General features: G+C 72.2%; 18 protein-coding genes. 6 read left to right on the top strand and 12 right to left on the bottom strand.

Annotated features, from left to right (window positions below):
• Window positions 1-20 precede the first annotated feature (20 nt).
• Together BXA11_RS14570 and BXA11_RS14565 are read left to right on the top strand one after the other, a co-directional pair.
• Complete coding sequence (locus BXA11_RS14570; RefSeq protein WP_083744231.1) at window positions 21-839, top strand: ABC transporter permease; 819 nt, start codon at window positions 21-23, stop codon at window positions 837-839.
• The gene (locus BXA11_RS14565; protein WP_076434944.1) at window positions 836-2,506 is read left to right on the top strand and encodes a CocE/NonD family hydrolase; all 1,671 of its coding nucleotides are present in this window, start codon (window positions 836-838) and stop codon (window positions 2,504-2,506) included. The genes BXA11_RS14570 and BXA11_RS14565 overlap by 4 nt, the downstream gene beginning before the upstream one ends.
• Here the strand turns inward: BXA11_RS14565 and BXA11_RS14560 are convergent.
• Genes BXA11_RS14560 through BXA11_RS14550 form a run of 3 tightly spaced genes read right to left on the bottom strand, consistent with a single transcriptional unit; the run spans window position 2,440 to window position 7,737 of the window.
• A complete protein-coding gene (locus tag BXA11_RS14560) occupies window positions 2,440-5,679 on the bottom strand; it encodes an AfsR/SARP family transcriptional regulator (protein WP_076434943.1) in 3,240 nt (1,079 codons plus the stop codon). The genes BXA11_RS14565 and BXA11_RS14560 overlap by 67 nt on opposite strands.
• A 58-nt stretch (window positions 5,680-5,737) precedes the next feature.
• Window positions 5,738-6,337, bottom strand: coding sequence for a hypothetical protein (locus tag BXA11_RS14555; protein WP_076434942.1), 600 nt, complete (start codon window positions 6,335-6,337; stop codon window positions 5,738-5,740).
• Entirely contained in the window at window positions 6,334-7,737 is a 1,404-nt protein-coding gene (locus BXA11_RS14550) for a selenium-binding protein SBP56-related protein (RefSeq protein WP_076434941.1), read from the bottom strand. Before BXA11_RS14550 ends, BXA11_RS14555 begins: the two co-directional genes overlap by 4 nt.
• 111 nt (window positions 7,738-7,848) lie before the next feature.
• Here BXA11_RS14550 and leuE point away from each other — a divergent pair, with 111 nt between their 5' ends.
• On the top strand, window positions 7,849-8,604 hold the full coding sequence (gene leuE / locus BXA11_RS14545; protein ID WP_076434940.1) for a leucine efflux protein LeuE: 756 nt from the start codon (window positions 7,849-7,851) through the stop codon (window positions 8,602-8,604).
• Window positions 8,605-8,628: 24 nt separating this feature from the next.
• On the opposite strand, the gene BXA11_RS14540 is transcribed toward leuE, so the two are convergent.
• The gene (locus tag BXA11_RS14540) at window positions 8,629-9,420 is read right to left on the bottom strand and encodes an LLM class F420-dependent oxidoreductase (protein ID WP_239105258.1); all 792 of its coding nucleotides are present in this window, start codon (window positions 9,418-9,420) and stop codon (window positions 8,629-8,631) included.
• A 339-nt stretch (window positions 9,421-9,759) separates the two neighbouring features.
• On the opposite strand from BXA11_RS14540, the gene BXA11_RS14535 reads away from it, so the two are divergent.
• A complete protein-coding gene (locus BXA11_RS14535; RefSeq protein WP_030511687.1) occupies window positions 9,760-10,401 on the top strand; it encodes a VC0807 family protein in 642 nt (213 codons plus the stop codon).
• On the opposite strand, the gene BXA11_RS14530 is transcribed toward BXA11_RS14535, so the two are convergent.
• A complete protein-coding gene (locus BXA11_RS14530) occupies window positions 10,398-10,859 on the bottom strand; it encodes a nuclear transport factor 2 family protein (RefSeq protein WP_051762595.1) in 462 nt (153 codons plus the stop codon). The two genes, BXA11_RS14535 and BXA11_RS14530, sit on opposite strands and share 4 nt — an antisense overlap.
• A gap of 44 nt (window positions 10,860-10,903) precedes the next feature.
• On the opposite strand from BXA11_RS14530, the gene BXA11_RS14525 reads away from it, so the two are divergent.
• Both BXA11_RS14525 and BXA11_RS14520 read left to right on the top strand, forming a co-directional pair.
• Entirely contained in the window at window positions 10,904-11,629 is a 726-nt protein-coding gene (locus BXA11_RS14525) for an SDR family oxidoreductase (protein WP_076434938.1), read from the top strand.
• A 77-nt stretch (window positions 11,630-11,706) separates the two neighbouring features.
• Window positions 11,707-12,579: a phosphotriesterase family protein gene (locus BXA11_RS14520; protein WP_076434937.1), complete on the top strand. Its 873-nt coding sequence runs from the start codon at window positions 11,707-11,709 to the stop codon at window positions 12,577-12,579.
• 39 nt (window positions 12,580-12,618) lie between these two features.
• Here the strand turns inward: BXA11_RS14520 and BXA11_RS14515 are convergent, their stop codons facing one another.
• The 7 genes from BXA11_RS14515 to BXA11_RS14485 all read right to left on the bottom strand — a co-directional run bounded on the left by BXA11_RS14515 (window position 12,619) and on the right by BXA11_RS14485 (window position 20,477).
• Entirely contained in the window at window positions 12,619-13,698 is a 1,080-nt protein-coding gene (locus BXA11_RS14515) for a HAMP domain-containing sensor histidine kinase (protein WP_076434936.1), read from the bottom strand.
• Window positions 13,695-14,363 carry a response regulator transcription factor gene (locus BXA11_RS14510; RefSeq protein ID WP_076434935.1) on the bottom strand — a complete coding sequence of 223 codons (669 nt, stop codon included), beginning with the start codon at window positions 14,361-14,363 and terminating at the stop codon, window positions 13,695-13,697. The genes BXA11_RS14515 and BXA11_RS14510 overlap by 4 nt, the downstream gene beginning before the upstream one ends.
• 7 nt (window positions 14,364-14,370) lie before the next feature.
• The gene (locus BXA11_RS14505; RefSeq protein ID WP_083744230.1) at window positions 14,371-16,083 is read right to left on the bottom strand and encodes a serine hydrolase domain-containing protein; all 1,713 of its coding nucleotides are present in this window, start codon (window positions 16,081-16,083) and stop codon (window positions 14,371-14,373) included.
• Window positions 16,084-16,162: 79 nt separating this feature from the next.
• A complete protein-coding gene (locus tag BXA11_RS14500; protein WP_030511693.1) occupies window positions 16,163-17,557 on the bottom strand; it encodes an NAD(P)/FAD-dependent oxidoreductase in 1,395 nt (464 codons plus the stop codon).
• 12 nt (window positions 17,558-17,569) lie between these two features.
• A complete protein-coding gene (locus tag BXA11_RS14495; RefSeq protein ID WP_076434933.1) occupies window positions 17,570-18,361 on the bottom strand; it encodes an ABC transporter permease in 792 nt (263 codons plus the stop codon).
• A complete protein-coding gene (locus BXA11_RS14490; RefSeq protein ID WP_076434932.1) occupies window positions 18,358-19,221 on the bottom strand; it encodes an ABC transporter permease in 864 nt (287 codons plus the stop codon). Before BXA11_RS14490 ends, BXA11_RS14495 begins: the two co-directional genes overlap by 4 nt.
• Entirely contained in the window at window positions 19,218-20,477 is a 1,260-nt protein-coding gene (locus BXA11_RS14485) for a polyamine ABC transporter substrate-binding protein (RefSeq protein WP_076434931.1), read from the bottom strand. Before BXA11_RS14485 ends, BXA11_RS14490 begins: the two co-directional genes overlap by 4 nt.
• Window positions 20,478-20,479 lie beyond the last annotated feature (2 nt).

Below are 20,479 nucleotides of genomic sequence, written 5' to 3'. Positions count from 1 at the left end.
CCGCTGCACCCACGACACGAGTGAGACCGACCGACGACAGCGGGGAGAACGCGATGACCGCCGTGCCGTCCACGACCGGGCACCGGGGCGCGCTCGCGCAGGGCATGACCCTCGCCTGGCGGAGCCTGGTGCCGCTGCGGAACGAGCCCGGCCGGCTTGTCCAGCTCCTGCTTCAGCCGGTCTTCATGGTCGTGGTCTTCGTCCTGATGTTCGGGGCCATGTCCGGCGACACCGAGCACGCCGCGCGCTATCTGCTGCCCGGCGTGCTCACGCAGGTGGCCCTCATCTCGACGAACACCACGGGCATGAACCTCGCCGAGGACATCGTGAACGGCGTGTTCGACCGGTTCCGGAGCATGCCGATCGCCCGCTCGGCCCCGCTGATCGGGCGGGTGACCGCGGACGCGCTGACGACGACGGTGATCATCGTGGTGGCCCTGGCCGCCGGGCTCGCGGCCGGGTTCCGGATCACCGCTCCACCCCTGGAGGCGCTGGCCGGCCTGGCCCTGCTGTTGCTGTTCACGCTGGCCCTGAGCTGGGTGTCGGCCTGGCTCGGGCTGAAGGCCAAGTCCGTCGCCTCGATGCAGGGAATGGCGACCGCCGTCCTGCTGCCGCTGACGTTCGGCAGCAGCGCGTTCATCCCCCCGGCCAACCTGCCGGGCGTGCTGCGCTGGTGGTCGTCGCTCAACCCGATCTCGCACCTGGCCGACGCCGTCCGCGCGCTGCTCACCGGCACTCCCGTGGGACCGCACGTCTGGGTCACCCTGGCCTGGGCCGCCGCGGTCACCGCGTGTTTCGTCCCGCTCGCCGTACGCGCCTACGCCCGGAGGATCCGGTGAACGCCGTCCCCGTGCCGGCCTGGGCCGGTGAGCTCCCCGACGGCCGGGACGCGTGGACGCCCATGCGCGACGGCGCACGACTCGCCGCGACCGTCTGGCTGCCCGCGCCCCATGGGCGGCATCCCGTCCTGCTGGCCCGGACCCCGTACGGCAGAGGGCCCTACGGCCCGGGTCTGCGGCTCGACGTCGCCCGGCTGCTGTCCGCGGGGTACGCGGTCATGGTGCAGGACGTCCGCGGCACCGGCGAGTCGGAGGGCGACCTGCGGTTCCTCACCGGGGAGGCCGCCGACGGGTACGACACGGTGACCTGGGCCGCGCGCCAACTGTGGTGCGACGGGCAGGTCGGCATGTTCGGCGACTCCTATCTCGGCATCGCGCAGCTTCTCGCCGCGAGCGAGCGGCCGGACGGACTGCGGGCCATCGCGCCCTCCGTCTCCCCCGCCGGGCTGCACGACGTGGTGTACGCCGGCGGCGTCCTCAGGCTGGGCATCGTCCTGCCGGTCCTGGCGGCCGTCATCGCTCCCCTGCACCTGGCACGCCGCGCCCGGCGCGGTCCCGGGGAAAACGGTCTTCCGGCCGCCCCGGCGGCCCGGCTCGGCGAGATGCTCCGGCGCCTGCCCGTCGGGGACCAGCCGGAGATCGCGGACCTCTTCCCCTTCTACGCCGACTGGCTCGCGCATCCCGATCCGTCCCACGAGCTGTGGCGGGACGCCGATCTGGAGGCGCGCTACGACAAGATCGAGGTGCCGGCACTGCTGTCGACCGGGTGGTACGACTACTTCCGCGACAGCACCATCCACACCTACCGGGCTCTGCGCGACGGTGCACGTCTCAGGGCCCGCCTCGTCGTCGGCCCGTGGACCCACGCGTTCCGCGAGCGGACGCTGGCCGGGCGCGACCACGGCCCGCACGCGAGCGGGGAGGCCCTCGACTGGACGGGCCTCCACCTCGACTGGTTCGGCCACTGGATGCGCGGCACGCCGCTGGGGGACGACGCGAGGGTCCGGGTGTTCGTCACGGGCGCCTGCGAGTGGCGCGCGATGGCCGACTGGCCGCCGGAGGAGAGCGAGGCCGTCCGTTACCACCTGGGTGACGGCGGCACGCTCGGGCCCGAGGCGGCCCGCACACTCGTGCCCGAGGCAACGCTGCGGGCCTGCTTCCTGTCCGACCCCGGCGACCCCGTCCCGACGACGGGCGGCGACGTGATCGAGTTCCTCCCTCCGGGGCCGGGGCCCGTGGACCAGCGGCCGCTCGCCGGCCGGGCCGACGTGCTGCGCCACACGACCGCGCCGCTGCCGGCGCCGCTGGAGGTCATGGGTGCGGCCGAACTGGTGGTGACCGCCGAGTCAGACGCGAGGTGTTTCACGGTGACGGGCAAACTCGTGGACGTGCACCCCGACGGCCGGGAGGAGATCCTCGTGGACGGCATCGCCCGGGTCGAAGGCGGCGGCGCCCAGCCGGAGAGGGTGCGTGTCCTCCTCGGGAATCTGGCCCACGCCTTCGGGGCAGGACACCGGGTGCGGCTGGAGGTGGCGGGGTCGAACTTCCCCAAGTACGCCCGGCACCCGGGCTCGGCGCGGGTCACGATCAGCGCGCCGTCCTACCTGCTGCTCCCGGTGGCGGGCAGGCCGAGGTCCTCGGGCGACGCCGTGCGGCCGCGTTCGTAGGCGGCGTCGAAGTCCGGGCCCGCCGCCTCGCGCGCCGCCGTGAGCGCCTCGGCGGCCTCGGCGTCCGCCCGCCAGCCCTGGTGGGCGGCGTCGGCCGCGCCGAAGAGCGCCGCGGAACGCACCGCGTCGCCCCCTGCCAGGGCGATCATGGCCAGCCCGGCCAGCACGGTCGAGAGGACCGGCGGGTCGGGGGCGCCGCCGAGGGCGTCCAGCGCCTGGTGATGACGCGCGAGCGCGCCGCCGAGGTCGCCCCTGGCCAGCAGCGTCCTGCCATACTCGGCGTACGCCGACGCGAGCAGCTGCGGGATGGTGAGGTGTTCCCGCAGCACGGCCAGGGCCTTCTCGTACGCCGCCACCGCGCCGTCGAGATCGCCCCCGCTCCGCGCCACCTTCGCCTCGCCCATGCTCACCTGCACCAGCGCGTACGGCGAGACGCCGGCGGCCACGTGGGAGCGGGCGGCCGTCACGTCCGCCGCGGCGCCCTCGGCGTCGCCCGCCTGGAGGCGCAGCGCGGCCAGGCGGGTCAGCGTGGAGATCATGTCGTCCGCGCTGACCCATCCGGCGGTCAGCCCGGCGATCTCGCCGATCAGGTCGGTCGTCGGCGCGCCCCGGCGGGCGCGGAGGGCGGCCAGCGTGAGCAGGGCCTCGCTCAGCCCCCAGCGCTCCCCCAGCGCCCGGAACCTGCGCACCGCCTCCGCGACGTCCTGTTCGCTGCCACTGGGCGAGCCGAGCGACCCGCCCCTGATCATGAGCGCCGAGCCGGCCAGCCAGGGATCGTCCGAGCCGGTGTACGCGTCGAGCATCGCGGCCGCCTCCTCCCTGCGTCCGGCCATCGCCGTCACGACCGCCCGCAGGATCGGCAGCATCGGATGCACCTGGCCCTCGCGGAGGGCCTCGTCGATGAGGTCGCCGAGCTCCCGGCGGATCTCCTCGACCCGGGCGGGCTCCGTCCAGATCGCGCCGAGCCGGGTGACCGTGACCGCGAACCGGCACCCGGCGTAGGCGCGCACCAGCCCGGCGGGCGGGCCCTCGGGGACGAGTTCGAGCACCTGCCCGGCCCAGGCGGCCGCCTGCCCGCGATGTCCGCGCAGCCACCAATACCAGCTCAGCGTGCCGCACAGGCGCAGCGCGGTCTCCGCCTCCCGGGAGTCGACGGCCCAGCGCAGGGCGGCGTTCAGGTTGTCCTGCTCGGCGGTCAGCCTGGCCATCCACTCCAGCTGCCCGGCTCCGCGCAGGCGCGGCTCGGCATCCTCGGCCAGCCGCAGGAAGTGCGCCGCGTGCCGGCGCCGGTAGCGGTCGAGCTCACCGCTGTCCGTCAGCCGACGCAGCGCGTACGCCCGGATCGTCTCCAGCATCCGGAACCGGCCGTCGCCCGGCGTCTCCAGCAGGGACTTGTCGACCAGGGATGGCAGCACCGCCACCACGTCGAGGCCGTCGCCCCCGCAGACCAGCTCCGCGTCGTCCAGCGTGGCCCCGCCGGCGAACACCGCGAGCCGCTCCGCCAGCGTCCTCTCCTCGGGCGCGAGCAGGTCCCAGCTCCACTCGACCACCGCGCTCAGCGTGCGGTGCCGCGGCAGGGCCGTACGGCTCCCGCCGGTCAGCAGGCGGAACCGGTCGTCGATGCGGGCCGCGAGCCGCTCGGGGCCGAGCGCCCTGATCCGTGCCGCGGCCAGTTCGATGGCCAGCGGCATCCCGTCGAGGCGGCGGCAGATCGTGACGACGTGCGGGGTCGTGTGCTCGTCGAGGGCGAAGCCGGGACTCACCGCGCGGGCGCGGTCCACCAGGAGGCGTACGGCGGGATACTCGCCCGCCTCGCGGGGGGTGACGCTGGTGACCCCCTCCGGGGGCAGGCCGAGGGGCGGGATCGGGGCGAGGGTCTCCCCCGGCACGCCGAGCGGCTCCCGGCTGGTGGCGAGCACGCGCACTCCCGGGCAGCGGCGCAGCACGAGCTCGGCCAGGCCCGCCGCGGCGTCGATCACGTGCTCGCAGTTGTCGAGGATGAGCAGCGGCTCGCGCCCGGAGAGGGCGGCGACCAGGCGTTCCGCCGGGTCCTGCGGGTCCCGCCGCCAGTCCCCGCCCACCCGCGGCTCGGCGTCGGCGCCCAGCGTTTCGAGCACGGCCCGCACGACGTCCGCGGGGTCCGTCAGAGGGGCCAGCTCGGCCAGCCACGCCCCCTCGCCCGTGAGATCGGCGGCGCGCAGGGCGGTCTCGACCGCAAGGCGCGTCTTGCCCGCCCCGCCGGGGCCGACGACCGTGACCAGCCGGGAGTCACGCAGCAGGGCCGCGAGACGGGTGACCTCCTCCTCGCGGCCCACGAACGTCGTCGGCGGCGCCCACGCCCTGCCCGCCCGTATGCCGGGGACGCCCGTGCCGGGGATGCCGGGGATGCGCTTCAGCGGCGGGCTGGGCGCGATCGGATCCTGCTGCCCGCGCAGCACGTCGAGATGGGCGGCCCGCAGCTCCGGACCCGGATCGACTCCGAGTTCGTCCGCGAGCGCCCTTCGGACCCGCTCATACAGGGCAAGGGCCGCCGCCTGCCTGCCCGAGCGGGCGAGCGCGCGCATCGCCAGGGCGGACAGCCGCTCGCGCAGCGGATGGGCGGCCGCCTCGGCCGACAGGTCCACCTCACGGCCGAGCGCGAGGTGCGCGGCGGCGCGGGCCTCGACAGCGGCCAGCCGCCGCTCCTCCAGTCGCGCCGCCGCGGCCGCCAGATAGGACACCGTGCGCAGATCGGCCAGGGCGGGTCCGCGCCACAACGCCAGCGCCTCGTCCAGTTCCGCGCACGCGTCGTCCAGTTCCGCGCCGGGAACCTCGCCGTCCGCCATCCGGTCCGGCAGCGCGCCCGTCGCGTACGGCAGGGTCAGTGCGGTGAACACGTGGGAGTCGACCTGCGCGGGCTCGACGTCGAGCACATAGCCGCCGTCGCGCCACAGCACCGCGCCCGGGCGCCCGAGCGCCGCACGCAGGCGTTTCACCAGCGTCTGCAGCGCGTTCGAGGCGTTGGCGGGTGGGTCGTCCTCCCACAGCGCGTCCACGAGCCGGTCGGCCGGGACGAGGCGGCCGGGCCGCAGGGCCAGCGCGGCCAGCAACGCGCGCACGCGCGTGCCCGCCACCGCGACCGGAGCCCCGTCGTCGTCGAGGACCTCGAGCGCGCCGAGGAGACGAACCCGCACGCCGGTCTATCCTGCCAGCCACCGGGCGGCCCGCGTCGCCCGGCCGTCGCGCGGTCGCTCAGACGGCGCCCACGAGGGTGACGACGCCGGCTCCCACCAGGGCGAACGCCCACATCCTGTCGAGGTTGAACCAGGCCCGGCGCAGGACGGCGACGCCGAGGAACTCGTACACCACGACGGCGACGACGGTCGCCGTGAGGAACATCGCGAGCGTGTGCACCCCGGCGACGAGCATGCCGCCCGACAGGGCGTGCCCGTGGTGGCTCGCCGGCATGCGGGTCAGCACGGGCAGCAGCATCAGGCCCGCGCCGTGCACCGACGACATCAGGAACGACCAGGCGGCCAGTTGCGGCAGCGACAGCCGCATGCCCACCCAGCGGAAGTGCCGCCGGGAGAGCAGGTGCCACAGGCCGAACCCGACGAGCACGACGCCCGCCCCGATCGAGAGGGCCGTGGCCGTCACGATCGACCCGGTCGCCGACACGGCGAGCACCACGAGGGCCACCGACGCGAGGTGGCCCAGCGCGATGACCGGCAGGGACTGCAGCAGCAGGTCGCGGCTGCGCTCCTGCAACCCACGGGCGACGGCGAACAGCCAGCCCATCGCGGGGTTGATCCCGTGGAAGGCGCCGAGCAGGATCACCGCGGTCAGTGTCACGGGTAGCAGTAGGAGTCGGAGGACGCGTCGCCGCCCTGCAGCCGGACCTGGTGCGGGCGCAGGCCGCGGAAGTCGTCGCCGTGCGGGAAGAACCCCTCGTCCAGCGTGAACGGCTCGGCGTCGATCTTCGCCATCCAGGCGCCCACGCCGTCGGGGTAGAACTGGTCGTCCCAGGCGCCGTACAGCGAGTTGGTGACGTAGATCCGGCGGCCGTCGCGGCTCACCTCGACCATCTGCGGGCCGCCGGAGAGCCGCTCGTCCGGCGCGGCCGGGTGCGCCTGCCGCCGCACGATGCCGCCGAGACGGACCGAGCCGATCTCGACCGGTTTGAACGGGTCGGACACGTCAAACTGCTTGAGCTCTCCGGTGCCCCAGCACGACACGTACAGGCGCTGATCGTCCACCGACAGGTCGATGTCGGTCACCAGCGGCGGCACCGCGCCGAACGGCTTGAGCACGTCGGGCAGGTCGTCCGGCGAGGCGGGCTCGGCCGGGATGGTGATCACCTTCTGGGCCGCCCAGCGGGAGCCGTCCCCGTGCCTGACATCTCTGTGCCACACCCACACGGAGGCCGACAGGTCCTCGACGCTGACGACGACCCCGGCGAAGCCGTACGTCTTGGTCGGGTCGTGCGCGGGGCGCAGCTCCAGCGTCATCTGGTGCTGGTCGCCGAGGTCCACCTCCTGGACGTGCCTGCGCTTGCGCAGGTCCCAGAAGTGAATCTTGTGACCGTACTTGCGGCCGAGCAGCAGCTCGCCGACCACCCCGTTCTCGATCATGGAAGGCGTGCCCCACTCGGACGTGATCATCACGTCGTGGTTGATGTGCCACCAGAAGTCGTACGCGAGGTACTGCGGGCCGCGGTCCACCTCCCACCGGCCCAGGACCTCGAAGGAGTTGTGGTCGAGGATCGCGATGCCGCCGGGCCCGTCGTCGCCGTAGCCGCCGAGCGCGCTGACGTACAGGCCCTCGGGACCGCAGTGCACGGTGTGCGGGCGGGAGTAGCCGGCCCGCTTGCCCAGCTCCTCGGCCTCGATGACCTTCACGAGCACCGGGCTGACCCGGTCCTTGGTGTCGTAGACGTAGATCCGCGACGACCGCAGGCCGGGGACGATGAGGTAGCGCCGCTCGACGTGGGGGTGCGGCGCGTACGGGCACAGCGCGCTGCTGCACGCGTTCCAGCCGAAGTGGTGCAGCTCGTCCCCCGTGTACGGCAGGTCGGTCCAGCCGACCACGGTCCCGTACGACGGGGAGCCGGGGTCGGTGTCGAGCACGGCGAGCGCGTCGGGCCGCTGAGCCGACCGGTCGAAGGCGGCGACGTAGGCCAGCTTCTCCGGCGGCGCCTCGGCGGCGTCCCTGGGCGAGGGATAGAACGTGGGGTCAGGCTTCCACAACGTCATGCACCCCAGGATTCTCCCGAGTTCCCTACCAAGTCAATAGGAATCTACTGACTGTGACCGGCGCCTGGATAGGGCTATAACAGGACATGCGATTTCGTGACGGGAGCGAGCATGTTCTTCGGGATCACCAATATCTGGACCTACATCGCAGGATCGTTCCTGATCATCCTGCTGCCCGGGCCGAACTCGCTGTTCGTGCTGTCCACCGCGGCGCAGCGCGGCGTGCGGCAGGGCTACCGGGCGGCGGCCGGGGTCTTCGCCGGCGACTCGGTCCTCATGTTCCTGTCGGCCGCGGGGGTGGCGTCGCTACTGAAGTCGACGCCCGTCCTGTTCTCGATCGTGAAGTACTCGGGCGCGATCTATCTGGCGTGGATCGGCTTCGGCATGCTCCGCGGCGCGTGGCGCTCCCTGCGCGCCTCCCGCGACGGGACCGCGGCCTCCCCGATGACGGAGGCGGCCCAGGTCACGGAGACGGCACAGGTCACCGATGCCGCACAGGCCTCGGAGACGGCCCAGGCCATGGGTGCGGCACAGGCCTCCGGGCCGGCCGCCCCGGCGCCGGTGGGCAACCCGTTCCGTAAGGCGTTCACGATCAGTCTGCTCAACCCCAAGGCCATCTTGTTCTTCGTGGCGTTCTTCGTGCAGTTCGTGGACCCGTCGTACGGCGCGCCCGCGCTGTCGTTCCTGATCCTGGCGCTGATCGTGCAGGTCTTCAGCGTGACCTACCTGAGCACGCTCATCTTCGGCGGCACGCTGCTCGCGACCCACTTCCGGCGCCGCCGCAAGCTGGCCGCCGGGCTCACCTCGGGGGTCGGCGCGCTCTTCCTCGGCTTCGGCGCCAAGCTGGCGACCGCGACGCTGACCTGACGCTTCCCGCGTCGTCGGCCGTGCTCATTCGCCGCGCATGTCGGCGAGGGCGTTCTCGAAGGCGTCCATCGCCCGCTGGATCCGGTCCCAGCCGGCCGACGGCAGCCAGGCCATGACCCGGACGACCCCGGCCTTCTCGCACTGCTCCAGGGCGCCGGGGTCGGCCGGTGCGGACAGCATCACGACCTCGACGTCCCTGCCGGCCTCCTCGGCCCGCCGGAACAGTTCGGGGACGCGCTCCAGGATTCCGGGGCCGTAGTTGGGGAGCCACCCGTCCCCGTAGGAGAGCACGCGGTCGAAGACACGCGGCCCGGCGCCGCCCACCAGGACCGGCGGGTAGGGCTTCTGCGCCGGTTTGGGCCACGACCAGACCGGGCCGAAGGACACGAAGTCGCCGTGGAACTCGGCCTCGTCATGGGTCCAGATCTCCTGCATCGCCCGCACGTGCTCCCGCATCACGGCGAAGCGGCGGGCCGGGTCGACACCGTGGTGGCGCAGTTCCTCGCGGTTCCATCCGGCGCCGATGCCGAACTCGAACCGCCCGCCGGTCAGGTTGTCCACGCTCGCCACCGTCTTCGCCAGGCCGAGGGGCTCGTGCTCGGGGACCAGGCAGATGCCCGTGCCCACACGCAGCCGGGTCGTCGCCGCGCCCGCGGCCATGGAGGCGACGAACGGGTCGTAGCTGTGCCAGTAGCGCCGGGGCAGTTCGCCTCCCCACTCGTCCTTCGGCGTCTGGCCGGCGGGCGGCACCGGGATGTGCGTGTGCTCGGTGAACAGCAGGGCCGTGTGGCCGCGCCGCTCGACGAGCCGGGCCAAGACATCAGGACGAACCGCATCATCCGTTGCGAAGTAGCCGAAACCCGAGTCCATGCCTCAACGTAACCCGCGTCCACCGCCCTCCGGGTAAAGCGCTCAGCAGCCTCCGGTAAAGCGCTGACCAGGGGTTTCCCATCCGCCGGGACGCCTGCGAGAGGTATGCCGTACCGTTATGAGGCGCGGGGGCGGTTCGCGCATTCGGCCCCCGCGGGCGTGACGGTCAGGTACGGTAAGCCACCGACGATGCCGCCCAGCCCGGGGGTTTCCACCCACTATGTCCGGGTAGGCGCGTTGCCCAACTACAGCGTCGGTCTCCCCCACCGGCCCGTTGGAGTCGCCATGAATCACACACCCTTCGCCTTGCCACGGCTCACCGCGCTGATCAAGCAGGCGGTGCCCAGGCTCCTCGAAGGCGTGGTGGCCCCCCTCGTGGTCTTCTACGCGGCCCTCGCGGTGCTCGGCCTGCGCGGCGCGCTGATGGCCGCGGTGTCGTGGGTCTACCTGGGCGTCCTGTGGCGCATCATCCGGCGTCAGCCGGTGCCGGGGACGATGATCATGGCGACGATCGCGATCACCTTCCGCACCGTGATCGGGTTGTGGACCGGCAGCCCCGTCCTCTACTTCATCCAGCCGGAGCTCGGCACGATCTGCATCAGCATGGTGCTCCTGGCGTCGGTGCGGATGCGCCGCCCGCTGGTCCAGCGGCTCACACTCGACTACATCCACCTGCCGTCGTTCGTGCTGCGGCACGAGCGCGTCCGCACCTTCTTCGCCCGGATCACCCTGCTGTGGGCGTTCGTCCTCCTGGCCAACTCGGCCATGAGCATCTGGCTGCTGCTGCACGAGTCGATCGGCGACTACCTGATCATCCGCACCGCCGCCGTCGCCGTCGTCACCGGGCTGGCCTTCGTGGCGTCCATCTGGGCGTTCCGCCGGGTCCTGCGGCGACTGCACACCGAGGTCCCGGCGATCACCCGTTAGCTGTCCAGCCGGTGCGTGCGCACCGCCTCGTCGCCGCGGGTGTGCCGGGCGTCGAACGCGAAGGCCGTCACCTTCCACCCCTCGGCCTGCCGTACGAGCCGGAGCCGGTAGACGCCCCACACCTCGAACATGCCGCCGCCGAGCGCCGCGTCGAGCAGGTTGTAGGAGTAGCCCTTGGTGGTCACGTGCGCCTCGGCGCCGTCCACCGTCACGGCGAAGTTGCTCACGGTGTGGAAGCTCTGCTTGCGGGCGTGCAGGCCGGTGCGCCACCCGTCCACGAGGGCGTCGGCGCTGATCCTGGCCGGTTCCCCGCCGTTGAGGCTGGTGAAGTCGGCGTCCACCTCGTCGTCGAACAGCTCCCGGCACACCGGCCAGTTCTTGGCGTCCACGGTGTCGAAGACGGCCGTGACGACGTCCACGATCTCGGCCCGGTCCACCAGAGCGGCGATCTCATCCATGCGCCCCATCCTGCCCTACGCGATCTGTGATAGGCACGCATGTCATGGGTACCGCACTGGTCACCGGCGCCTCACGAGGTCTGGGCGCCGTCATCGCCGAACGGCTCGCCGCGGACGGCTGGCACGTCGCCGTCAACTACGCCAACGACACGGCCGGGGCCTCCGCCGTCGTCGACCGCATCACCGCCGCAGGCGGCTCGGCCGGCCTGGCCCGGTTCGACGTCACGGACGAGGAGTCCGTACGGGAGGGAGTGGCCGCGCTCGGGCAGGTCGGCGTGGTCGTCAACAACGCCACCGGCCCACAGCCGCTGATGCCGGTGGAGAAGCAGACCTGGGAGGACCACCTCGGCCAGCTCCGCTTCTTCGTCAAGGCCCCGCTGCTGATCCTGCAGGCCGTGCTGCCCGGCATGCGCGAGGCCCGTTCCGGCCGGATCGTCAACGTGGGCAGCGAGGTCGCCGACCTCGGCAACCCGGAGTTCGGGCACTACGTCGCCGCCAAGGCCGCGATGCACGGGCTCACCCGGTCGTGGGCCCGGGAGCTGGGGCCGTACGGGATCACGGTGAACACCGTCGAGCCCGGCTGGATCCCGGTGGAGCGGCACGCGGACGTCCCCCCGGAGGACTACACCGGCTACCTGCGCGACGTCCCGCTGGGGCACATGGGCGTGCCGATGGACGTGGCAGAGACGGTGGCGTTCCTCGCCTCCCCCGGCGCCCGGTTCGTCACCGGGCAGCGGCTCGCGGTCAACGGCGGCAAGACGATGAGCTGACCCCGCCCGGTCCGCCGTACGTTAAGAATCATGTGATTCGCGAGCTCTTTCGGCAAAAAATCGGTTAATGTCCGTTCATGTCCGGCGCATATTTTCCCCGTATCCAGACTGTCACGGGCGCCGTCCCCGTCTCCGAGATCGACGGGCCCGTGCTGCCGTACGAGCACCTGCGCACCGACACCCGCTGGGGGATCGGCGTGGACTCCGATCCCCATCGGTGGCTGGACGAGGAGCGATATGTGCTGGCCGAGGTCAAGCACCTCGGCAGGGAGCAGGCGCTGGGGCTCGTCGTGGAGCACAGCTGCATCGGGATGGCCCGTGACCCCGCGGCGCTCGCCCGGATCTCGATGGCCGCGCGGGTCCTCATCGTGGCCGCCACCGGCTTCGCCGCGCAGCCGTTCGCGGGTGAGGCCGTCACCCGCTATGGCGTGGAGGACCTGACCGCCGACCTGCTGCACGAGATCGGCGCCGGACTCGACGGGACGGGTGCGCGGCCGGGCGTCATCGTCGCCGCCGCGTGGGACGAGACGCCCACTCCCGCCGAGGAACGGGCCGTCACCGCCGCCGCCCGCGCCTCGCTGCGCACCGACCTGCCCGTGGCGGCGGGCGGCCTGGAAGTGCTGGAACTCCTGCTCTCGCAGAACGTCCCCGCCCGGCGTCTGGCCGCCCGCGCGGGCGACCCGCTGGTCCAGCGCAAGATCGCCGAGACCGGCGCGTACGTGAGCGTGGACGACGCCGAGGACGTCCTCACCCTCCTCGACGGCGGGCACGCCGAGCGCGTCCTGCTCAGCAGCGGCGTACGGCTGCGGGAGCACCTGTCCGGCTACGGCGGGCAGGGCTACGGCCGGCTGTTCTCCACGGTCCTCCCCGCCCTGCGGGAGGCCGGCGTGGACGCCGACACCCTGCGTCTCATCACCAACGACAACCCCCTTCGCTGGCTCACCGCCTGACCGCGGCGCGCGGACCGGGCCGCGATCGCACGGGCCGCCTCATCCGCCGGCGTCCACGCGAGTGCGCCGCAGGGTGAGCCGGAAGGCGCAGCCCGGAGCGGCGGGAGTCCCGGACGTGACGGTGAGGTCGCCGCCGTGGGCCCGGGCGATCTGCCGGGCGATGGGCAGGCCGAGACCAGTGCCCGGCACGTCGCGGTGGCCGCGCCAGAACCGCTCGAACACCCGCTCCCGTTCCTCCTCGGGAATGCCCGTCCCCCGGTCGGTGACCGTGACCACGGCCAGCTCCGGTGTGAGGCCGACCTCCACGCTCACGGGCGTGCCCTCGGGGCCGTAGCGGACGGCGTTGTCGACGAGGTTGGCGACGGCGCGGGTCACCGTGGCCTCGTCGACTCCGCACACGGCCTCCCGCGGGCCCTCCAGGGACAGCGTCATCAGCCTGCCCGCGGCCAGGATCTCGGCGTGCCGGAGCACGCCACGCGCCACCTCCATGAGGTCGGCCGGGCGGCGGTCGAGCGTACGGGCGCGTCCGCGGGCCTCGGTCAGCAGGTCGTCGATGATCGACCGCAGCCGCGTGGCGACGCTCCGCGAGCGGAGCAGCCCGTCGCGGTAGACCTCCAGACTGGGCCGGGGATGGGCGAGCAGGACCTCGGCGTTGGTCATCAGCACGGTCAGCGGGCTGCGCAGCTCATGGCTCGTCTCCTCCAGCAGCCGCCGCTGGGTCGCCGCGGCCAGCGCCAGCCGGTCCAGCATCGCGTCGAATTCCGCGGCCAGCGCCAGCACCTCCGGCGGCCCGTGATCGAGCCCGATCCGGCGGCTCAGATCGGTGCCGCCGATGTCCTGGGCGACCTTCCGCACCCGGTTGATCGGAGCTACAGCCCGGCCCGCCCACCACCAGGCCGCCGAGGCCGCGGCCGGGGCGAGCGCCAGGAGAGTCCAGGAGATCCACGGGGAGCGGTGCGCCGAGGCGCTGCGCACCTGCTCGGCCCCGTCGAGCACCTGCGCGGTCGTCTCGGTGTCGGTCACCAGGACCACGCCGAACAACAGCAGCGGAGGGACATAGAACCCCAGGAAGGCGAGCACGGCCAGCCGGACACGCAGCGAGCGCCAGTGCCGCCTCACTCCCCCTCCAGGCGGTAGCCGGCGGCGGTGACGGTGGTGATGACAGGCGGATCGCCGAGCTTCCTGCGCAACCGGCTGAGAATCACCCGCACCGACGCGGTGAACGGGTTCGCGTTGGCGTCCCATACGTGCTCCAGCAGGTCCTCCGCCGACAGCACCCGCCCGGGGTGGTGCATGAAGTAGCGCAACAGGGCGAACTCGCGTGACGTCAGCTCCAGCTCGGCCCCCGCGCGCCGGGCCCGGTGGGCGGCCTGGTCGAGCTCCAGGTCGCCCACCCGCAACAGGGGACCGTACTGGTCGCCGCGGCGGCCCAGCGCCCGCAGCCGGGCCATCAGTTCGGCGAAGTGGAACGGCTTGACCAGGTAGTCGTCGGCCCCGGCGTCCAGCCCGGCGACGCGGTCGCCGACCGCGTCCCTGGCGGTGATCACGAGGGTCCGCCGGGGACGACGCAGGCCGGGGTCGCCGGCGAGCCGGCGCAGCAGGTCCAGGCCGTCGCCGTCGGGCAGGCCGAGGTCGAGGCAGGCCACGTCGTAGGCGGTGACCCGCAGCGACTCCTCGGCCTCCCTGTACGTCGCCGCAACGTCCACCGCGTAGGACTCGTTGCGCAGGCCGAGCGCGACCAGTTCCGACAACTCGGGGTCGTCTTCGACGAGGAGAACGCGCATGGCCGGGTCAGCCGGACCGCTCGGCGACGGCGGCGCCCCGTGCGCCGGTGAGGGTCATCCGGCGGCCCTCGAACGCGATCTCCACGTGCGGGCCCGCACCGGTGGGGTCGTCAGGGCGGAACCGCCCGGCTCCCGACGGCACGAACGTCAGCGCCGGCGGCTTCGCCGGAACCTCGGCGGCCTGCACCCCGCCCTGGTCGTTGACCGCGTACCAGCCCAGGACCGGCCCCTTGCCGGTGGTGAGCACGATGTAGGTGCGGGTGTCGGCCCCCTGGGTGATCGTGCCGGCCAGGGAGAGGCCCGAAACCGCGCCGAAGGCTTTTTCGAGGGAGGCCCGTTCCCTGCGGCCCTCCTGGGTCTGTCCGTTCAGCAGCGCCAGCACCCGCTGTTCGTGCGCGCGCAGCGCCGCCCCTGTGCTGCCCGACTCGGTGCCGCCCTCGCCGGGTGACGTCAGCGCGCGGACCGCGTCGGCTCCGGCCGCGGAAACGGTCAGTTTCCCGCCTTCGGCGGCCACCTGGAACCTGCCTCCCCCGTCGAGCCGATATGTCCCGACGATAGCGCCGAGGTCGCCACCGCGGGCGGCGGCCGGAGGTCTGGGCAGCGGACGGCCGGCCAGCAGCGCCGGCCCGACCGCCTTCAGCAGCGCCTCGGCCGTGATCCCCGCTGTGTTCGACGCTGTGTTCGACGCTGTGTTCGACGCGACGGCGACGGCGCGCCGCTGGGCCGGGACCCAGGCGACGACCGTGTTGTGGCCGACGTCCCCGCCGCCGCCGGCGGCGCTCAGGAACCGCTCGCCGTACAGCGACGGGTCGTAGGCGACCCAGCCGGGCGTCTCCGACCTTCCGTCCCCGAGCGGCCACCCCGGGCGGGCGGCGAGCGCGGCCGACGCGGGCGTGACCACCTGGCCGGTGAACAGCGCGTGCGTCCACGACGCCAGGTCCGGGGTGCTCATCGCCAGCCCGCCGTTGCCTTCCAGCCCCCAGTACGGCCCGGAGAAGCCGCCCTGGTGTCCCGGCCTCCCGTCGTCCAGGTATCCGACCGCTCTCGGGCCGGGCGCGGCCGGACGCCCGTCCCAGAACCCGCCCGCCACCCGCCCTCCAGGGAGCCGCAGGACGGCCGAGCCCAGGTAGCCGCGGTAACCCCGGCCCGACAGGTGCTCGACGACAAGGGCCAGCAGCGTGTATCCGGAGTTGGAGTAGACGTATCCGGTCCCCGGCGGGAAGGCGAGCTTCAGCCTGCCGATCGCCGCCAGCGCCTCGTCCGGCGACAGCCGTTCGTAGTCGTCTCCGTGCGTGCCGTTGAGCCCGCTGGTGTGCAGCAGGAGCTGCCTGACCTTTGCCTCGGCCACCGGCCCGCGCAGCCGCGGCAGGATCTTCCCCACCCGGTCGTCGAGCGACAGTTTCCCCTCGTCGGCGAGCCGGAGGATCGCGGCCGCGGTGACCGCCTTGGTCACCGACCCGATGCTGAACACCGTTTCGGGCGTGTTCGGCCGGCGAGCGGCGGCATCGGCCATCCCGTAGGCGGCACGGCACTCGAACGCGCCGTCTTTGAGTATCGCGATCGACCCGCTGAACCCGGCGGCGGCCCAGGCCGTGAACGCGGCGTCCATCCGGGGGTCGCACGCGGGCGCCCCAGACGTCCGCGCCGGCCGCCCGGGCCCGGCGGCGCACGCCGCCGTGAGCAGGGCGATGACGGTCGTTCCCGCCAAGAATCTACGCATGCGGGAAACGTACGGAGCGCCCCGCAAACCTGATGTGAACGGAAACCCGGCCGCCGGGGCGGCGAGACGGCCTTCCCCGTCAGGAGTCGAAGCCGACGCCGAAGGCGTCGAGGGTGCGCAGCCAGGCGTTGCGGCGGCCCTCGTGCTCGTCGGCCCGGGCGATGGCCCAGCGGGTGAGCTGGATGACGCCCGACCGCACCGGCTCCGGCGGGAAGGGCACCGGCTTCTGCCGCACCATGCGCAGGTCCGTACGCTCGGTCACCCGGCCCTGCAGCAGGTCGAGCATGACGTTGCCCCCGAAGCGGGTGGCGCCCACGCCGAGGCCGGTGTATCCGGCGGCGTAGGCGAGGCGTGAGCCGTACGCGGTGCCGAAGAAGGCGCTGAACCGGCTGCAGGTGTCGATGACCCCGCCCCACCTGTGCGTGAAGCGCAGGCCGTGGAGCTGCGGGAACGTCTCGAAGAAGTGCGTGGCGAGCTTCTCGAATGTGGCGTCGCGCTGGTCGTACTCCTGCCTGACCAGGCCGCCGTTGTGATAGACGGCGTCGTAGCCGCCCCACAGGATCCGGTTGTCGTCGGTCAGGCGGTAGTAGTGGAACCGGTTGGCCGAGTCGCCGATGCCCTGGCGGTTCCGCCAGCCGATCTCCGCCAGCAGGGCGTCCGGCACCGGCTCGGTCATCAGCGCGTAGTCGTACACCGGCACGAGGAAGTGCCTGAGCCGGCGCAGCAGCGGAGGGAAGGCGCCGGTGCCGAGCGCCACCCGCCCGGCCCTGACCCGCCCCTTCGGCGTCTCCAGTTCGAGCGCGACGCCGTCGTCGTGCAGGGAGCGCACCGGCGTGTGCTCGAAGACGCGCACGCCGAGCCGCACGCAGACGTCGCGCAGCCCCCACGCCAGCCGCGCCGGGTCGACCATGGCGACGCCGTCGCGGTCCCACACGCCGCCGAGGTACGTCGGCGAGTCCACCTCGGCCCGCACCTGCTCGCGGTCGAGCCGCTCCAGCCGGAGGCCGAGCGAGGCCGCCCCGCCCACCTCGTCGTCCAGCCCGGCGAGCTGCCACTCCTCGGTGGCCACCCGCAGCTCGCCGGTCCGTTCGAAGGAGCAGTCGACGCCATGGCGGGCGAGGGTCGCCTCGATCTCGTCGAGGTTCTCCCGGCCGAGCCGTTCCAGCGTCGCGATCTCCGCCGGCCAGCGGTCCTGCCCGTTGCCGAGCCCGTGGGTCAGGCTCGCGGCACAGAACCCGCCGTTGCGGCCGGAGGCGGCCCACCCGACCGCGCGGCCCTCCAGGAGGACCACGTCGAGCGAGGGGTCGCGCTCCTTGGCCATCAGCGCGGTCCACAGGCCGGTGAACCCGCCGCCGACCACCGCCAGGTCCGCCGTGGCGTCTCCCGTCAGCGGGGGCAGCGGCTCGGGCGCGATCGGCCGATCCAGCCAGTACGGCTTGCGCTCCGCGTCGGCGAGCGCCTTCGACGGAACCACGGTCTCACTTCCTCACGCGTTGGCGCGGCGGCGGGCCAGGAGGGCGTTGGCCACGGCGATCAGCACACCGGCCGCGAAGATCAGCGTCCCCATGACGTTCACCTGCGGCGGGAGGCCCACGCGGGTGGCGCCCCAGATCCACAGCGGGAACGTCATGGTGCCGCCGGAGTTGAAGTTGGTGATGACGAAGTCGTCGATCGACAGCGCGAAGGCCAGCATCGAGCCGGCCAGCACGCCCGGGAAGATCATCGGCAGGGTGACCAGCCGGAACGTCGTCCACGGTCCCGCACCGAGGTCGCGGGCGGCCTCCTCGAGGGAGGAGTCGAGCGTCATCACCCGGGCCCGCACGGTCACGGCCACGAACGAGATCGAGAACATGACGTGCGAGATCAGGATCGTCCAGAAGCCGAGCGGCACGGCGAGCGTGACGAAAAGCGACAGCAGCGACGCGCCCATCACGATCTCGGCGCAGGAGATCGCCGCGAACATCACGAGGTTCATCGCCCCGGAGCCGCGGAAGCGGTAGCGGCCGAGCGCCAGCCCGATCAGCGACCCGAGCACCCCGGCGATCAGCATCGTCAGCACGGCGATGAGCAGCGAGTTCACCAGCGCCTGGGTGAGGTCGCCGATCTCGAACAGCTTGCCGTACCACTTGAACGTGAAGCCCTGCCAGGCCGTGTTGTATCGGCCGTGGGTGTCGTTGAAACCGAACAGGATCATCACGGCGATCGGCAGCACGAGCCACGCGATCACCAGCCAGGTGTAGATCTGCAGGCCGCGGCCTCGCAGCAGGCCACCCTTCATCGGGCCGCCACCTCCAGCACGTCCTCGGTGCCGAGCGCCTTGGCGTACGCGAAGATGCCCACGAGCAGCAGGGCCATCAACGTGAACGACAGCGCCGAGGCGGTCGGATAGTCCTGGTTGACCAGGAACTGGTTCTGGATGACGTTGCCGATCATCGTGTTGCTGGTGCCGCCGAGCACGGAGGCGTTGACGTAGTCCGACGTGGCCGGGACGAACGTCATCAGCACGCCGGCGAACACGCCCGGCAGCGACAGCGGCAGCACCACGCGCAGGAAGGTCTGCGCCTTGCTGGCGTAGAGATCCTGCGCGGCCTCCAGGACACGCGGGTCGATCCGCTCCAGCGCCACGTACATCGGCAGGATCATGAACGGCAGGAAGTTGTAGGCCAGGCCGCCGATCACCGCCGCGCTCGTGGCGAGGATGTGGAAGTCCTGCGGCACCAGGCCCAGCGACTTCAGCGGCCCGAGCAGCAGGCCGTTGTCGGACAGGAAGAACTGCCACGAGATGGTGCGCAGCACGAACGACACCAGGAAGGGCAGCAGCAGGAGGAACAGGTAGATCGACTTGCGGGTGCCGCCCTTGAAGGCGATCCAGTACGCCACGGGGAACCCGATGACGATCTGGATCACCGTCGAGACCAGGCCGTACACCAGGGACCTGACGATCTGGTCGTGGTAGGTGCTGATCCCGTCGACGTAGCTGTGCCAGTTGAAGGTGAACGCGTAGCCGTTGACGACATCGCCCGACTGCAGCGACAGCGACAGCATGACGACCGTCGGGACGACGAAGAAGATCGCCAGCCAGAGCGTGCCGGGGAAGAGCAGCAGGTATGGCGTCAGCGCAGCCCTGAGCCTGCTCATGACGTCGTGATCGCCTGGAAGATGGACTCGAACTTCTTCTGCTCCTCCGGCGTCTTGCCGTTCACGTAGTTGCGGAGCCTGGCGGAGTCCTGCTCGCTCGGGAACACCAGCGGACTGCTCGCCACCTCCTCGAGGAGCTTCTTGTCGTCGCCCGTGGCCTTGGCGGCGTCGGCGGCGATGACGTCCTTGGCGGCCGGGACCGGCGTCACGTAGTTGATGTACTCCGCGAGGTGCGCCGCGACGTTCACGTCGTAGAAGAAGTCCATCAGCATGATCGCGTCGACCGGGTTGGTCGCGGTCTTCGGGATCGTCATGTTGTCGGTCCAGATGGTGCCGCCCTCCTGCGGGACCACGAACTTGAGGTCCGTCCCGTCGGAGACGTTCTTCTGGAAGACGTCGCCCGACCACGCCATCGTGAGCCAGATGTCACCCTTGGCGAGCGGGTCGGTGTACGCCTGGTCGTAGTACTTGCGCACGATGCCGGCGTCGCGCTGCTCCTGGAGCTTGGCCGCGGCCTTCTCCCAGTCCGCCTCGGTGGACTTGTCGGGGTCCACGCCGATCGCGAACAGGCCGAAGTTGGCGATCTCCTGGGAGTCGGACATCATGCCGACCTTGCCCTTGTACTTGGGGTTCCACAGGTCGGCCATGCTGGTCGGCGGGGTGTCGACGTACTTCGGGTTGTACGCGATGCCGGTGATGCCGGAGGCCCACGGGATGCTGTAGACGTTGCCGGGGTCGAACGACTCCTGCTTGTACTCCGGCGCCGCGTTGGCCGCGAAGTTCGGCAGCTTGGAGTGATCGAGCGGCGCCAGGTAGCCGAGCTGCACGAGCCGCTGGAAGTGGAGGCCGTTGGTGACGACCATGAGGTCGTAGTCGATCGACTGCCCGGCGGCGAGCTGCGGCTGGATCTTGGCGAACCAGCTCGGCATCTCGAGGATGACCTCTTTGTAGTTCACCGTGATGCCGGTCTGCTGGGTGAACTGCTTGAGCTCGGGCTGCTTGGGGTCCATGTAGAGCGGCCAGTTGGCGAAGTCCACGTGGCCGTTCTTCGTCTTGCCGGACCAGAACTTCTCCACCTCGGACTGGGCCTGCGCGGAGGAGGACGGCCTGGCCGTGCCCTTGCCCTGCACGCCGCAGGCCGCCAGAGCGAGCCCGGCGGCCGACAGGCCCGCGAGCCGGAAGGCGTCGCGCCTGCCGAGCCGGCGCTGGGTCATGCCGCGGAGGAGGGCGGGGTCCTGCCTGTATGGGTCGTTCATAG

The organism is Microbispora rosea (assembly GCF_900156315.1).
GTDB classification, from domain to species: domain Bacteria; phylum Actinomycetota; class Actinomycetes; order Streptosporangiales; family Streptosporangiaceae; genus Microbispora; species Microbispora rosea.
Note: the sequence above shows the minus strand (reverse complement) of the source record. Positions and strands in the feature narration are given on the sequence as shown.

Coding starts and splice junctions, on each gene's coding strand:
- leuE (WP_076434940.1), top strand. CDS start 7,849: ATGTTCTTCGGGATCACCAATATCTGGACCTACATCGCAGGATCGTTC.
- BXA11_RS14525 (WP_076434938.1), top strand. CDS start 10,904: ATGGGTACCGCACTGGTCACCGGCGCCTCACGAGGTCTGGGCGCCGTC.
- BXA11_RS14520 (WP_076434937.1), top strand. CDS start 11,707: ATGTCCGGCGCATATTTTCCCCGTATCCAGACTGTCACGGGCGCCGTC.
- BXA11_RS14485 (WP_076434931.1), bottom strand. CDS start 20,477: ATGAACGACCCATACAGGCAGGACCCCGCCCTCCTCCGCGGCATGACC.
- BXA11_RS14495 (WP_076434933.1), bottom strand. CDS start 18,361: ATGAAGGGTGGCCTGCTGCGAGGCCGCGGCCTGCAGATCTACACCTGG.
- BXA11_RS14550 (WP_076434941.1), bottom strand. CDS start 7,737: ATGACGTTGTGGAAGCCTGACCCCACGTTCTATCCCTCGCCCAGGGAC.
- BXA11_RS14505 (WP_083744230.1), bottom strand. CDS start 16,083: ATGCGTAGATTCTTGGCGGGAACGACCGTCATCGCCCTGCTCACGGCG.
- BXA11_RS14510 (WP_076434935.1), bottom strand. CDS start 14,363: ATGCGCGTTCTCCTCGTCGAAGACGACCCCGAGTTGTCGGAACTGGTC.
- BXA11_RS14535 (WP_030511687.1), top strand. CDS start 9,760: ATGAATCACACACCCTTCGCCTTGCCACGGCTCACCGCGCTGATCAAG.
- BXA11_RS14490 (WP_076434932.1), bottom strand. CDS start 19,221: ATGAGCAGGCTCAGGGCTGCGCTGACGCCATACCTGCTGCTCTTCCCC.
- BXA11_RS14530 (WP_051762595.1), bottom strand. CDS start 10,859: ATGGATGAGATCGCCGCTCTGGTGGACCGGGCCGAGATCGTGGACGTC.